The organism is Kaistella carnis (genome assembly GCF_003860585.1).
GTDB classification, from domain to species: Bacteria; Bacteroidota; Bacteroidia; order Flavobacteriales; family Weeksellaceae; genus Kaistella; species Kaistella carnis.
On the sequence record NZ_CP034159.1, the window covers coordinates 1414272 to 1428394 of the forward strand.

Sequence of the window (14123 nt, forward strand, 5' to 3'; positions counted from 1 at the left end):
ACTTTTAGATTAAATTAACCGGGGCTGTAAAATATTAAATAACATACAGCCCCTTTAGGCAATAAAAGCCGGAATAATATTTCGAAAGTTTAAAAATGTTGATTAATAATTCCAAAACAGTGCAAACATGAAAGCAAATTACATAACCTTGTTCAATGCTTTTTCAATAACCTTTTCGTCATGCAATGGACAGGAAATAAAAAAAGGAAAAGAATAATAATGAGTCTGATACTACTTTAATATTGGGTAACCAACCTAAAGAAGATATTAAGGTAAATAAAGAGTACGATGAGAAAGGAAATTTAATCCGTTATGATTCTACTTATACCTATTACTATTCAAATATTGAAGGAGATGAAATTGCTGCCGACAGTATTTTTAATAATTTCCGGAATATGTTTGAAGACAATTATTCTTTCTCAACAACGCCATATTTCAATGATTTGTTTTTCGAAGACAGCTTGTTGAAGTATGATTTTTACAAAAACGACTTTTTTCACGAACGTTTTATGAATAATATGCAACAAATGGAAAGACTATTTTGGGAAATGGACTCTATCGAAAACAAGTTTTTCATGGAACAATTTCCTGAGAAAGGAAAGAATGAATAACATTATTTCACTATAAATCGTTATTCCTGAATAAATAGGGTTACAGATTATAAACATCAAATAACTGTAATTCTTGAGAAAATGGATGATATTGATAAATATAGTATTTTGGGTTTAATATTCGGCTGCCCCTTAAAAGACGAAATTGCCGAGAAATGTCCGTTTCATTACATCAGGAAAAAAGAACCATCTGAAAGGAACAAAATTGTATTAAAATATAGTGAAAAGAAGCTTATAGAAATGTTACATTTTCATAATTGCAGATTGTGTAGCAAAAAGTAGTTGTTTAATCTTAAAATCTTTAACATTATGATGCTTTGGTTGATATTCGGGATATTTTTTATTTTAAGTTTGATAGCGGGAAGCAGACTAAAATCCAAATTCAGGGAATATTCAGCAATTCCTACTGCCAACGGCATGAGCGGAGCCGAAGTTGCCCGAAAAATGCTCTACGACCATGGTTGTTATGATGTTAATATTATGTCGGTTCAAGGAACTTTACCCGACCATTACAATCCGCAAACCAAAACTGTAAATCTTAGCCAAGATTTTTATTATGGTACAAATGTAGCGGCAGCTGCCGTTGCCGCTCACGAAGCAGGCCTTGCCGTGCAACATGCTAATGCGTATGCTTGGTCTGGCCTGCCTTCAGCGCTTGTGCCTTTACAAAATATCAGCGCAACTATTTTAAATAAGATTTTTATTGGAATGTTTTTCGGCTCGTTTTTACTCGGAAGTTTGTTCTCCATGCAAACGGCACTTTTAATAATTGTTGCATGTTATGGAGTTTTTACACTTTTTGCATTTATTACACTACCAGTTGAATTTGATGCAAGCAGCAGGGCATTAGCATGGATTCAACGTACCGGAATAACCGATTATTATTCACGCTCAAAGGCTGAAAAAGCATTGCGTTTGGCAGCTTCAACTTATGTAATAGCTGCTTCGTATTCGCTTGCTACTTTACTCTATTATTTGTTTGCTTTGCTTGGACATAGTGATGAATAACAACTATTTAAGATTATGGAATACAAAGATTACTATAAAATACTGGGTGTTGATAAGAAAGCCTCTCAGGATGAAATAAAGAAGGCATATCGCAAACTGGCGGTAAAATACCATCCGGACAAAAATCCCGGGAACAAGGAGGCAGAAGAAAAATTTAAGGAAATTGGTGAGGCTAATGAAGTATTGAGTGACCCGGAAAAAAGAAAACTATACGACCAACTGGGCTCCAATTGGAAGCAATACCGGGATGCTGGCTATGACCCATCAACCGCTGGTGGAAGAGCAAGATATTCACAGGGTGCACCCGGGGGGCAATATTATTATGAGTTTGAAGGCGACCCTTCTGAGTTTTTTGGAGGTGGTAGCAGTGGTTTTTCAGACTTTTTTGAGTCTTTCTTTGGAAGAGGAACCAGACAGGGGAAAGGATTCTCTGGTACCGGCGGGTTTTCCGGGTTCGGTGCAGATATACCCGGTAACGACCTGGCAGGAGAAATAACTATTTCTTTACAGGAAGCCTACACAGGTACCGAACGCATTATTGACATTGGGGGTGAAAAGATTAAGCTGAAAATAAAACCTGGAGCTTACTCTGGATTAAAACTCCTCGCAAAAGGAAAAGGAGAGAAAGCCCAGGGAGGAAAGGCAGGCAACCTGTACATCACCATCAACGTGTCCCCTCACCCGGATTATGAGCGCAAAGGAAACGACTTGCATATGAACATGCCTGTGGATTTGTTTACAGCACTACTTGGTGGCAAAATGGAAATCCAAACCCTGTCAGGCAGAATAAACATGAAAATTCCTGAAGGTACTCAAAACGGCAGACAGTTCAGGCTTAAAGGAAAGGGTATGCCTGTATATGGTAAATCTTCGCATGGTGACTTATATGTTAAAATTCAGGTGAAGCTACCGGATAAATTGACCCCGGAACAAAAAGAACTGGTTATGAAATTGAGAGACAGTGTTCAGAAAATAAATCGTTGATTGAAAATGACCAAATTAAATATGAAAAAAGTTTAATCAAATAAGAATCAAAATTAATAGCCAATTAAAATGAAAACAATAATTGTACCTACCGATTTTTCTGATTGCACATATAATGCATTACGTTATGCCGCTTATATTTCAAAAAAAACCGGTGCTTTAAAATGAAATAAGATGAAAACAACAATTCATAACAAACATTTATTGACAGATAGCAACTTGGCAAGTCAGTTTGAAGAGGTCATAAAAAATCATAATAAATGGTTTGACCGCATGAATGTTCTTCTTAATTCCAATAAACTGGATGCTTATTTAACAGAAACCAATAAGGGGATAAAAGCAACTTTTTATTTAAAACAAGGAGCTAACCAGGTTTTTGCAGAAGCTGAAGGCACTAAACCGGCGATCTTAGCTGAACAAATAATGACCCGGCTTAAATCCAGGTTTTTAAGGCAATTTATAGCTTCACAAAAAAAAACAAGACTTAACATAGCAAGCAAGCATTTATCCCAACTTAATAAGCTAAGAAACGAAGAGGATAAAGAACACTTTAACTTCCTTATAAAACAACTTTTGCCTGCTATCCGCGGATTTGTAGCCAGGTATCTTTCGTATAGCAAAACAAAAGTTGCCAGCGGGTTTACAATTGATGATTTGGTGGATGAGATATACCTTGCTCTTTATGAAAGATTTGAAGAACGACCTAAAAATGACAAAGAGTTCTCCCCATGGAGTTTTCAAATTGCCCGCGAAACTTTGGAAAGTTTTATGGAAAAGCATTACACAAAAAACGCACATATTTCGTTCGATAAGCTGGCTGAAGAAGAACTTTTAAGCATGGAAGAAAAATTTACCGCTGATGCAGACGGAGAACTTATCATGCAGGAAGATTTGGATGATATTTCTTACGAGAACACAAAATTAGGCAATGATATTCTCAACAACGATGCACTAATTGAACTCCCTGCCGATATTGAAATAGAACCCGTTGTAAACGAGGTTTTGGCTAATGTTGATGAAAATGCTAAACGGGCTTTTGAACTGTTCTGGCTACATGAAATGACTGCTAATGAGATTGCAAAGTCGATGCGTATGCAAATTGAAGCTGTCGAAAATATCATTGATTATATCTCATTCAGTATTGTATCAAAACTAAAAAATAAAAATGTATGAAAAAGATAGAAACAATAGTTCTGTACAACCAAAATGTGCCATTGCATATTGGAGCTTTTATTGAAGCCATAGAACAATTGGAAATGCACTTCAATGCTGCATCCATGGAACAATTTTTCGAATCAGATAAGGAGTTGGGGATGGCTATTAAACGGGCAATGGCTATTTGCAGGAATTTAGGGTTTCCGCTTGAGCAGCACTTCCGCAAAAGGTACGTTTCTAACAGCGATTCGCATACCTTAAAGATTGACTGGCAAATGTCTAAAACGGCGTATTTCCTAACCATGATTAATGGCAACCCAGACAATCCTTTAGTTGGCCGTTTTCAATGGGAGTTGTTAAAAAAAATGGTCTGATTTATTTCTTAATGAAACCCTTATGCACTGCCGTCCACAACAAGGACATGAACCGAGCTTGCGAGCTCGCCAAAGGCAATAAACAAGAGGGTTCCACGGAAATAGAAGTGTTAAAGTCAATTTTGACGATTATTAGTGTTTAAAAAGCAGATGTCTAATTAAAAATATATTCGAGGGAATAAATAGTTTCAAACTTTTAAACTAAAAAACAATAAAAATGACAACAATTAGTAATGAATTTCAAGACGAACAAAAGGTAATAAAAAGTATTTCCTCAAACTGGTGGGCTTTCATCATTAAAGGCTTCCTTGCGCTAATATTCTCTGTGTTGGCTTTTATTATGCCCGCTACAGCCATACTTGCCCTGGCAATTGTTTTTGGTGCATTTGCCTTAGCTGATGGTATTTTTGGCATTATTGCATCGGTTCGGAAAATCAGGAAGGGAAAGCGGTGGGGATGGCTTATTTTTAGCGCTATTATAAGTATACTGGCAGGTATTGCTGTTATTGTTTCTCCACTTATTGCCACTGTTGCAATTGCCAGCTTTTTATGGGCCAGCATTAGTTTTTGGTCAATATTCGTTGGCATATCAGAAATAATAACAGCCCTTCGGCTTCGCAAAGAAATCAAAGGAGAATTGTGGATGATATTTAGCGGATTATTCTCAGTTATATTGGGAGCTATCATCCTCTGGATGTTTATAACCCAACCTGAAAATGTATTGTTGGCTTCGGGTTGGTTGCTTGGAATTAATGCGTTTCTATCGGCAATGACTTATTTCTTTTTGGGTTTTAAATTAAAAAAAACATCAGAAAATGGTGCAAAAACAAAACTTTGGTAACTTTAACTTTTATTTGAGATGAATCATGGATTGTTAAACGGACTGTTTATAGTATCGCTTACGATATTATTTTTAGCACTTTTATTAAAAAGAGCGAAACAACCTTATTTTATTGCCTATATCATAGCGGGAATCATTCTGGGGCCTGAGGTGTTCGGGGTTATTTCGAATTCATCAACGATTAACGAAATTGGAGAACTTGGTGTAATATTGCTCATGTTTTTTATCGGAGCAGAAATTAACCTGCCCGACTTTTCTAAAAGTTTTAAAAAACCATTACTGGGTACATTATCGCAATTGCTACTCAGTTTTGCTTTCATGGTTATAACAGGTCAAATTTTAAATTGGTCCTGGCAGGTAATTATACTTTTGAGTTTTGTCATCAGTTTAAGTAGTTCTGCCATTATTTTTCAATATTTATCAAACACTGGGCAAATTAAAAGTAAAATAGGGCTGTTAACATCCGGAGTATTAATCATGCAAGATATACTCATCGTACCAATGATGCTTACCTTAAACTTTATGGCCAAAGGTAAATTGGAGACCATTGAGTTAGCAAGAACAGTATTTGGCGGTCTGGCCATATTGATTTTTATGCATGTCGCCATTCGCAAAAAACTAATAAAAATTCCATTCAGGCATGATTTGATACGAGACCACGACTTGCAAGTGTTTTTGGGTTTTGTTTTGTGTTTTGGAATGGCACAGTTAAGTCATTGGTTTGGGTTATCGGCTGCTTTGGGGGCGCTTTTGGCAGGTATATTGGTCGGACAGGATAAGTCCACCCAATGGTTAGACCATGCCCTGGTCCCTTTTCGTGTTTTCTTTTTAGCCTTTTTCTTTTTAGCAGTTGGTTTGCAACTTAACCTACACTTCGCATACCAAAACATTGGTGTTATATCGTTAATCACCCTTGCAGTTATGGTTATTAATAGTTTAATAAATGCCCTGATATTTAAAGGCATGGGCAGTACATGGCATGATAGTATATATGCCGGAGCTTTGTTATCTCAGATTGGCGAATTTAGTTTTGTTCTTGTTAGTGCGGCTGCTTCCCTGGGGGTAATAGGCGATTATAGTTATCAAATGACCTTAGCTGTAATAACTGCTACCATGATGATAACTTCTGTTTGGATAGGGATAATACAAAATTTCATTTATAAGCTCCCTAAATTACCTCAGAACTAAATTATCTTATGAAATGGATTCCATTTAAACCCAGACTTATTCAATTCAATGAACTCAAATTTCATAAAGATGGGATTAACCATTATTTTGGTGATAGTTGTATTCCTTCTGAAAGCGTTAAAAACGACTTATTAAGCTTTCTGCACTTTATTCATATGAACCACATCGTCCTATTTCTGGTAAGAAAAACGATTGCTATAGCTTTTTGGATTGCTTTGATTTTTTTAACGCTTATAATTTCGGGGGTAAACCTAAATAATATTTGGGTATATCTTGGTGGTTTTCTCTCTGTTGCAGCAATTGAGTTGTTTGCTGTATGGAGTATTTTAAGCAATATTATTTCAGGAATATTTATTTTTATAATGAACCCTTTCAAAATAGGTTCGAAAATAAAGCTGTATGACCCTGAAGTACAAGCGACAGTAGTAAATATAAATCTGTTGTTTACTGAATTAGAAGATGATGATAGAATCTTTAACGTACCAAATAATACTTTCTTTCAAAAAACCGTCAAGGGTATTAATGCGGAAAAAACACAACCAAATTAAATGAACACATTTAAAAAACTGATAATAATAGCTCTTATACTCTTTTTTGGGTATTTGATTTTGCGTATGGTTTTAAATAGTGAAAAGACAGAACCTTTTACATACGAGATATTTGCAGCCATTATAGGTTTCGCAATAACTGCCCTAACAACCTGGTCGTTGCTGGGGAAACAAACCGAAAATGAGCTTAACAAAGAGGTACGTATTCGTTTTTTAACTTTAAAAACCACCATTTACCAGGAACTTATAAGGCAATTGGAAGATATTGTGCGTAAAGAAAAGATTACCCACGAGGATATAATAGAATTAAGGCTTTTAAGCCAACGAATGATTTTTATTGCTGGTGAAAATGTTTTGGTTGCGTTCAATAAGTTTGTTATCCGGTTTGTTAGGCTGGCGAAAAATGAAAAGATTTCTGAAAAAGACCTGGATGATTTGTTAGATGAAATGTCACTGGTTTCGGTTGAAATAAGAAACGATATTTTAGATAATAAGGCAAAGCAAGATATGGATGTTCAATCCTTTGAAAAACTTATTCTTAAAACAAATGAACTTATGGATTTTTCGGACAATTGATATTGTCAGCCCCTAAACCGGCAATATGGCATTTTTCTACCAAATAAAAATGTCATAATGACATCATTGTTGCTGTAGCACTTAAGTTGATTATAAATTCAGTGATAAAATAGCTAAGTTTTCGTTGCGTGCGAAGCACGAACAATGAAACTCGTGTTGAACGGAAGCTTCGGGAGCTTTTTTCAGCATTCTAGATTCATCGCAAAAATTTTTTAAAGATATTAAAGAGACTTTCAAAAAGGTCTCTTTTTTTGTGCGTGTTTTTTAGCAATTATGTAATTTTCATTAATGTGAATCACTTTATCATAAACAAATTCTAATGCAAGAGAACATAAAAAAAGATTGCTGATTTGCGATGATCAACATTAACGTTATTTAACATCTTTTGTATTTTTAGTTTGATTAGGAAAACCTATTTTTGTTATAAAGAGTTGAAGAATACTCTTAATAACATTAAATTTTTAAATTATGGAAAAGTTTGCAATATTAGCTAGAGTAGAAGCAAAACCGGGTAAAGAAAATGAAGTATTGGAATTCCTAAAGTCAGCTTTGCCGCTTGCGGAAGGTGAGCCAGGAACCGTAAGATGGTATGCTTTACAAATTGGCCCTTCTACTTTTGGTATATTCGATACGTTCGAAACTACAGATGCAAGAGATGCTCACTTAAATGGTGAGATTGCGAAGGCTTTAATGGCCAATGCTTCTGAATTACTTGCTAAAGAACCTGTACTTGAAATGGTAGATCTGCTTGCAGTAAAGTAAGCAATCGAACACAAATTTTTAATACAGTTAAATGGAGCCAGGCATTTCCCCGGCTCCATTTTTTTGTATCATTTTGTGAAAGGTTGAACCTTTGCTATGTATACAAGATTTATCTTGATTATTCAAAGAAAATTTCAATTTAGACAAAAGAAGCCGTCTCAAAATAAAATTTGAGGCGGTTTTTTTATTTTCTGTTGTAAAGCGTTAAATTTTGATTATTTGTGATTTTTGCACATTAGGATAAAAATGTGCTCTTACTTAAGCACTCTTTTTTCTTAGATTGTGTGCTAAAGCGTGTAATCCGAACTCTAATTCCACTTTTTCTATTCCTTTGTGTGTAAAACGCTTGAAGTTCCGATTGGATTTGATATGTGCAAAGACGGGTTCTACATCCGCCGTGCGTTGTTTGCGTTTTATTTCTCCGATTTCACTCAAGATGTTTTCCCGAACTCTCTCCTTATGCCGTTCTAAATTTTGGTTGCGTTCTATTATTCTGTTTCCCTGGGCTTTATGGCAAGCCCCTCGCAGCGGACAACCGTTGCAGTTTTGAGCCTGGTACAGTGAACTTGTCTGAGCATAACCGCTTTTGGTTTTTCGATTTCGGTTGGTGATTTTATTCATCGGTTGCCCCATCGGACAGATATACTGATCTTTCTCTTCGTTATAATAAAGTTTATCGCGGTGAAAGTCTTCGTTGATTTTCTTTCTTTTCGATTTTAAAATACCCTGTTCCTTATCGAAGGTGTTGTATTTTACGAAGGTTTCTATATTTTTCTCTTCCAGAAAATCATAATTTTCTTCACTGCCGTAACCAGCATCAGCAGTAAGTTCTTCCGGCAAAAACTGATAAAGTTCTTCAAAAGTATTGAGATGTGGTTTAAGCGTATTTAAATCATTGGTGGTTTGGTGTAAAGTATAATGAATAACAAACTGGGATTCAGAACTTACCTGCACGTTGTAGGCGGGTTTAAGTTGACCATTCTGCATATGATCATCTTTCATGCGCATAAATGTGGCATCGGGATCGGTCTTACTATAACTGCCACGTCCGTCCAAAACCTTTTCCTGCTCCTGGTACTTATCCAGGTTCTGAGAAAAATTCTTTTGAATGTATCTTAATTTTGCCTTTGCTTTGGTGGATGCCTTCGGGTTTTTGCTGATGATCTCTTCTATTTTCTTGGCGGTCTTCTCTATTTTATCTTTATCGATGGTTTTAAACTCCGGAGGTGTAGGATCGCTGTCTTCTTCCTCAGCAATGCTTTGGGCATAGTTCCACATTTGTTCAAGTTGTTCTGCCATCTTCTCTTTTCTGGTTTTAATGGCATTGCCCCAAACGAAGGTATATCTCCCGGCAATAGACTCTATCTTAGTTCCATCGGTAAAAACTTCTTTCAAGCTAACGAGTCCTTCCTCTGCTAATAACAGGACGACCTGTTTGAAAATGTCTTTGAAAATAGTCTTGAGTTTCTTGCTCCGAAAACGTGCGATGGTGTTATGGTCTGCGACCTGTTGAGCGGACAACCACATAAAATTAATATTCTCACGCATCGCTTTTTCGATCTTCCTGCTGGAATACGTATTATCCATATAAGCGTAAACCATCACCTTAAGCATCATCTTGGGATGAAAGCTCGGTTTGCCATCTTTACTATACTCTTCAATGAGCAATCGTAAATCCAGTTGTTCAATAATTCCATTAACGACCCGAACGGCATGATTTTCTGGAATCAATTCCTCGATTGATGGTGGGAATAACCAATTTTGTTGTTGGTTATAATCTTTAAATTTAATACTCATATAATTGATTATCAATACTTAAAGATAGTAAAACCCTTTAAAACTGACAAATGTTAAACACAGAAAAAACCGCCTCAGTATTGAGACGGCTTCCTATTCTTAATTGACACTGTCCCGCAAAGTGTGTAAGTTGAAAAGTTTAAGACTTGAGTTTTTTATAACTTGAGCCTTTCTTCAAATATAAGCATAAATTGATTTAATACGATTCCCCAATCTCGAATCGGCATTGTCCATTTTTTTGTTGCTTCTCTTAAGGCAAGGAAAACTGACTTTAAAACCGCATCATCAGTAGGAAAAGACATTTTATTTTTAGTATATTTTCTTATTTTTCCGTTGAGATTTTCTATTAAATTGGTGGTGTAAATGATTTTACGGATTTCCACCGGAAATTCGAAAAATACCGTTAATTCATCCCAATTATCTCTCCAGGATTTGATGGCATACGAATATTTAGATTCCCATTTTTCTGCAAAATCATTTAAGGCGGCTTCTGCGGCTTGCTTGGTGGGAGCGTTGTAAATCTGTTTCATGTCGGAAGTAAAGGCTTTTCTGTCCTTCCAAACTACGTATTTACAAGCATTTCTAATCTGATGCACCACGCAGATCTGAGTTTGAGATTGTGGGAAAACACTGCGAATAGTTTGGGTAAATCCATTGAGATTATCCGTTGCAGTGATTAGTATATCTTCTACGCCACGTGCTTTTATGTCAGTTAAAACGCTCATCCAAAAACTGGAACTTTCGTTTTTCCAAGCCACATTCCCAGAACTTCTTTTCTTCCATCCCGTCTTAAACCAACGGCAAGATAAATGGTTTTGTTGATAACTTTTGAGTTCTCACGGACTTTAAAAACAATTCCATCCATCCAAACAATGAGGTATAAATCCTCTAGTGGCCGATTTTGCCAAGCGACAATCTCACTGGAAACCGCATTGGTAATCCTGGATATTGTGGATGTTGAAACATCAAAATCATACATTTCCTTGATCTGATCTTCAATATCACTTACACTCATTCCTTTGGCATAAAATGAGATGATAACATTTTCCAAACCTTCAATAATATTATGCCTTTTGGGAACTAAGGCTGGCTCAAAAGTACTTTCCCTATCCCGCGGAACTTTAATTTCATCTTCGCCAAAAGAGGTTTTTATCTTCTTGGTTTGATGGCCATTGCGATAATTTCCGTCTTTTGTTTTTTGATGTTTCTCGGTATCCAGATGGTCATCTAATTCGGCTTCGAGCATATGTTCTACGGCTCGTTTGTGCATTGTTTTGAAGAAAGAGGTTAAATCTTCTCCACTCTTGAAGGATTTGTAGAAATCCTTGTTGTTTAATAATTCTTCTTTGTCGATCATAACTGTATAAAGTTTAAAAATAGTAAAAAGTTATTTCCGAAAAAGTTTTGAGCTTTTGAAGGCTCAAAATTTTTCAGAATAACTTTTCAACTTACACAGTTAGTGAAACACTACCTCTTAATTATTGAAGTTTTTTAAGTTCTTCTAAAACCGCTTCGCCAACTGCATGAGCAGATTGAGGATTTTGTCCTGTTACCACTCTTTCGTCTACGGTAACGTGTGTTTGCCATAAACCAGATTTTTCAAACTTGGCTCCACGTTCTATTAATTTAGATTCTAATCTAAATGGAACCACTTCATCTAATTTAACCGCAGCTTCTTCTTCGTTGGTGAAAGCATTGATTTTTTTGCCATCTACCAAGTATTTTCCATTGCTGAGTTTAATATTCACCAATCCAGCAGGACCGTGACAAACCGCACTTACGATTCCATTTTTTTCGTAGATTTTTTGTGCGATTACTGCCAATTCTTCATTATCTGCAAAATCCCACATCGTACCGTGACCTCCAGCATAAAGAATCCCCACATATTCATCAGGATTTACTTCTGAAGGCGTCATGGTGTTCTGAATTTTATTTTGATAATATTCATCTGCCAAAAATCTTTCATTAACCTTATCATCTGGAGTATTTCCATAATACGGCGGATTTCCACCTTTTGGACTCACGAAATCTATTTCGTAACCAGCATCTACTAATACCGCCCAAGGATGCGTAACTTCACCTAAATAATAACCGGTAGATTCACCAGTGTTTCCTAATTCGCCGTGGCTCGTAACCACGAATAATACTTTTTTGCTCATTCTGTTAGATTTTATTGTTTGTGCATTTATCATATTAATCCCTAAAAAAAGAATACAACCCGTTAAGAAAATAATCTTGGATAAAAACTTGTTGTGATTCATTTTACTATTGATTTTTAATGATTTGATAGTGCAAAGGTAAATGCACCTCTCCACAAACAACAGGACCTACCTCACAACTTTTTTGTGACCTACATCACATTACACCGAAAGCCGACTCAAGGTTTCTCTGGAAACACCTAAATATGAAGCGATTAATGTTTTGGGCAATCGTTGTAAAAGTGTGGGATATTGAGAAATAAATTGTTCGTAGCGTTCTTTGGCATTGCTATTCAGCAGAGACAAAATTCTTCTTTGGAGTGCTATATAACCATTATTAGACTTTTTCCTGAAAAAATGTTCTATTTTATGCATATCTGCACAGAGTTTCTCTCGGTTATAGAGAGACAAAGTAAGTACTTCGGTAGATTCTAATGCATCAATGGTAAAAGTAGCTTCCGTTTGATTAAAATACGCCTGATAATCGGTAATCCACCAATCTTCCATTGCAAATTGCATGATGTGCTCTTTCCCTTCTTTATTCAGGTAAGATGCTTTTAACAAACCATTCATCACAAAATAATCATTTTGTACGGTATCTCCTTCTTGAATTAAAATCTGATGCTTTTTAAATTTTTTCAAGGTAAAATGAGACAGGATGTACTCGAACTCCTGGTCAGTTAATGGCGTAATTTTCTCAATTTGACGTCTTAAAATCTCACTCATATTTTTATCATTCTAAATTGCAAACAAAAGAATTGTTGCCTCCAAATGTAAACTATTGAAACCAAAAAATCCATCACTCTTGATGGGCTTTTTAAATATGGTAGATGGAATTCTTATGGATTGTTGGAGAAAACAAAAGCTATAGAATGATATCTTGGTCGGACCTATTTTTGTGTTTGTGGATTGTAAAAATCAATTGATAAAAGAAATCCGAAAAAGCAGTTTATCATTTTACTGAAACAACAAATAAATATCGCAAAAAAGTTTTCAGGATCTGAAGGAACTAATGCCTCATACAACTCTATTTTTACTGTTAATTCTTTAGCCAAAACTATCACAGCGATGATTGTATTGAAATTGGTAATCTTAGGAAAATGGAATTTTAACGAACCTATATAAGTATACCATCCATTAAAATTGTCTCGCAGTTGAAATAAAAATTTTATCTCAAAAAAAAATACGTCGTATAATAACTAAGCTTTAGCTTCGCTCTGTTCACTTCGTTCGGGTCGTTTTGTCTGCAGGACACAAGATGAAAGCCCGTTGAACGGAAGCTCCGGTAGTTTTTCAGCAGTATGATGGTTCTCTTATGGGGATATCGTTTTTAGAATGTAAATACGTATATAAGTAGTTTTCATCGAAAATTTTAGCGATCAATTGAATTTTTTAGCAAGTAGAAAGTTTTCGTATTTTTATACCACTTGCAGAAATACCAAAACGTATCTGCAATATTTCACCAAACTATGTGTAAAGAATTATTTGACAAATTACGCGCTGATACGGCTGAGCTTTATAAGAGTTATCGTTTAAATCATTTTAGCTTATTTTATATTCACAAATATTATGTAGAAAAAAGTAACGAGCATACTTTAGAAAATTTTGTAATTGAAGATAAAATCAATGAATCAGTTCGTTTCGATGGTGAGAATATGATTAAGGAAACTTTTGATAATGGTAAGTATCAATTTTTAGTTTCTTCATCAGCGATTGTTAATTTTTATCAAATATGGGAAGATAAGTATCGAAAAAAGATCTCGAAAGAAGTAAATATAGATGTTATCAACAGTGAAGTTTATTACGAACTTAACAAACTAAGACAATCAATTATACATAACAGTCATAGACCAACCCCGGAATTTAAAAAAGTTGCAAGTAATTTTAAATTCATATTAATAGATGATAAATTAGAACTTACTGTAGAGGAAATTCATAAAATCTATAAAATATTACTGCAGGAAATTGATGATTTAGAAAAAAAGTACTGCAGATAACATATTTATACAAGCGGGTATGTAGTTTTCGTCGACGATTTTAGCGGTTAATTTAGTTTTTAGCAAGTAGAACGTTTTCGTATA

General features: G+C 35.3%; 14 protein-coding genes and 1 pseudogene. 11 read left to right on the forward strand and 4 right to left on the reverse strand.

The window, feature by feature from the left end:
* Window positions 1-242 precede the first annotated feature (242 nt).
* From EIB73_RS06415 to EIB73_RS06460, 10 genes are all read left to right on the forward strand, one after another.
* The gene (locus EIB73_RS06415) at window positions 243-611 is read left to right on the forward strand and encodes a hypothetical protein (RefSeq protein WP_125023720.1); all 369 of its coding nucleotides are present in this window, start codon (window positions 243-245) and stop codon (window positions 609-611) included.
* A gap of 309 nt (window positions 612-920) precedes the next feature.
* Window positions 921-1619 (forward strand): zinc metallopeptidase, encoded by a 699-nt coding sequence (locus EIB73_RS06420; protein ID WP_228411293.1) that lies wholly within the window; start codon window positions 921-923, stop codon window positions 1617-1619.
* 15 nt (window positions 1620-1634) lie between these two features.
* Entirely contained in the window at window positions 1635-2603 is a 969-nt protein-coding gene (locus tag EIB73_RS15315) for a DnaJ C-terminal domain-containing protein (RefSeq protein ID WP_125023722.1), read from the forward strand.
* Window positions 2604-2777: 174 nt separating this feature from the next.
* On the forward strand, window positions 2778-3776 hold the full coding sequence (locus EIB73_RS06430; RefSeq protein WP_125023724.1) for a sigma-70 family RNA polymerase sigma factor: 999 nt from the start codon (window positions 2778-2780) through the stop codon (window positions 3774-3776).
* A complete protein-coding gene (locus tag EIB73_RS06435; RefSeq protein ID WP_125023726.1) occupies window positions 3773-4132 on the forward strand; it encodes a hypothetical protein in 360 nt (119 codons plus the stop codon). Before EIB73_RS06430 ends, EIB73_RS06435 begins: the two co-directional genes overlap by 4 nt.
* 217 nt (window positions 4133-4349) lie before the next feature.
* Window positions 4350-4973, forward strand: a complete 624-nt coding sequence (locus EIB73_RS06440) for an HdeD family acid-resistance protein (RefSeq protein WP_228411294.1) — start codon at window positions 4350-4352, stop codon at window positions 4971-4973.
* Between the two features lie 18 nt (window positions 4974-4991).
* Window positions 4992-6161, forward strand: coding sequence for a cation:proton antiporter (locus EIB73_RS06445; RefSeq protein ID WP_125023730.1), 1170 nt, complete (start codon window positions 4992-4994; stop codon window positions 6159-6161).
* Between the two features lie 8 nt (window positions 6162-6169).
* The gene (locus tag EIB73_RS06450; RefSeq protein ID WP_125023732.1) at window positions 6170-6709 is read left to right on the forward strand and encodes a mechanosensitive ion channel domain-containing protein; all 540 of its coding nucleotides are present in this window, start codon (window positions 6170-6172) and stop codon (window positions 6707-6709) included.
* On the forward strand, window positions 6710-7285 hold the full coding sequence (locus tag EIB73_RS06455; RefSeq protein ID WP_125023734.1) for a hypothetical protein: 576 nt from the start codon (window positions 6710-6712) through the stop codon (window positions 7283-7285).
* Window positions 7286-7753: 468 nt separating this feature from the next.
* Complete coding sequence (locus EIB73_RS06460) at window positions 7754-8047, forward strand: putative quinol monooxygenase (RefSeq protein WP_031503611.1); 294 nt, start codon at window positions 7754-7756, stop codon at window positions 8045-8047.
* A gap of 258 nt (window positions 8048-8305) precedes the next feature.
* On the opposite strand, the gene EIB73_RS06465 is transcribed toward EIB73_RS06460, so the two are convergent.
* From EIB73_RS06465 to EIB73_RS06480, 4 genes and pseudogenes are all read right to left on the reverse strand, one after another.
* Window positions 8306-9853 carry an IS1182 family transposase gene (locus EIB73_RS06465; RefSeq protein WP_125026049.1) on the reverse strand — a complete coding sequence of 516 codons (1548 nt, stop codon included), beginning with the start codon at window positions 9851-9853 and terminating at the stop codon, window positions 8306-8308.
* Between the two features lie 146 nt (window positions 9854-9999).
* A pseudogene (locus EIB73_RS06470) lies at window positions 10000-11201 on the reverse strand (IS256 family transposase).
* 121 nt (window positions 11202-11322) lie between these two features.
* Window positions 11323-12003, reverse strand: coding sequence for a type 1 glutamine amidotransferase domain-containing protein (locus EIB73_RS06475; RefSeq protein ID WP_138089451.1), 681 nt, complete (start codon window positions 12001-12003; stop codon window positions 11323-11325).
* Between the two features lie 201 nt (window positions 12004-12204).
* The gene (locus EIB73_RS06480; RefSeq protein WP_063970727.1) at window positions 12205-12768 is read right to left on the reverse strand and encodes a Crp/Fnr family transcriptional regulator; all 564 of its coding nucleotides are present in this window, start codon (window positions 12766-12768) and stop codon (window positions 12205-12207) included.
* Between the two features lie 743 nt (window positions 12769-13511).
* Here EIB73_RS06480 and EIB73_RS06485 point away from each other — a divergent pair.
* A complete protein-coding gene (locus EIB73_RS06485) occupies window positions 13512-14039 on the forward strand; it encodes a hypothetical protein (RefSeq protein WP_125023736.1) in 528 nt (175 codons plus the stop codon).
* The last annotated feature ends 84 nt before the right edge of the window (window positions 14040-14123 follow it).

Coding starts and splice junctions, on each gene's coding strand:
- EIB73_RS06480 (WP_063970727.1), bottom strand. CDS start 12,768: ATGAGTGAGATTTTAAGACGTCAAATTGAGAAAATTACGCCATTAACT.
- EIB73_RS06445 (WP_125023730.1), top strand. CDS start 4,992: ATGAATCATGGATTGTTAAACGGACTGTTTATAGTATCGCTTACGATA.
- EIB73_RS15315 (WP_125023722.1), top strand. CDS start 1,635: ATGGAATACAAAGATTACTATAAAATACTGGGTGTTGATAAGAAAGCC.
- EIB73_RS06440 (WP_228411294.1), top strand. CDS start 4,350: ATGACAACAATTAGTAATGAATTTCAAGACGAACAAAAGGTAATAAAA.
- EIB73_RS06420 (WP_228411293.1), top strand. CDS start 921: ATGATGCTTTGGTTGATATTCGGGATATTTTTTATTTTAAGTTTGATA.
- EIB73_RS06450 (WP_125023732.1), top strand. CDS start 6,170: ATGAAATGGATTCCATTTAAACCCAGACTTATTCAATTCAATGAACTC.
- EIB73_RS06460 (WP_031503611.1), top strand. CDS start 7,754: ATGGAAAAGTTTGCAATATTAGCTAGAGTAGAAGCAAAACCGGGTAAA.
- EIB73_RS06430 (WP_125023724.1), top strand. CDS start 2,778: ATGAAAACAACAATTCATAACAAACATTTATTGACAGATAGCAACTTG.
- EIB73_RS06485 (WP_125023736.1), top strand. CDS start 13,512: ATGTGTAAAGAATTATTTGACAAATTACGCGCTGATACGGCTGAGCTT.
- EIB73_RS06475 (WP_138089451.1), bottom strand. CDS start 12,003: ATGAGCAAAAAAGTATTATTCGTGGTTACGAGCCACGGCGAATTAGGA.
- EIB73_RS06455 (WP_125023734.1), top strand. CDS start 6,710: ATGAACACATTTAAAAAACTGATAATAATAGCTCTTATACTCTTTTTT.
- EIB73_RS06435 (WP_125023726.1), top strand. CDS start 3,773: ATGAAAAAGATAGAAACAATAGTTCTGTACAACCAAAATGTGCCATTG.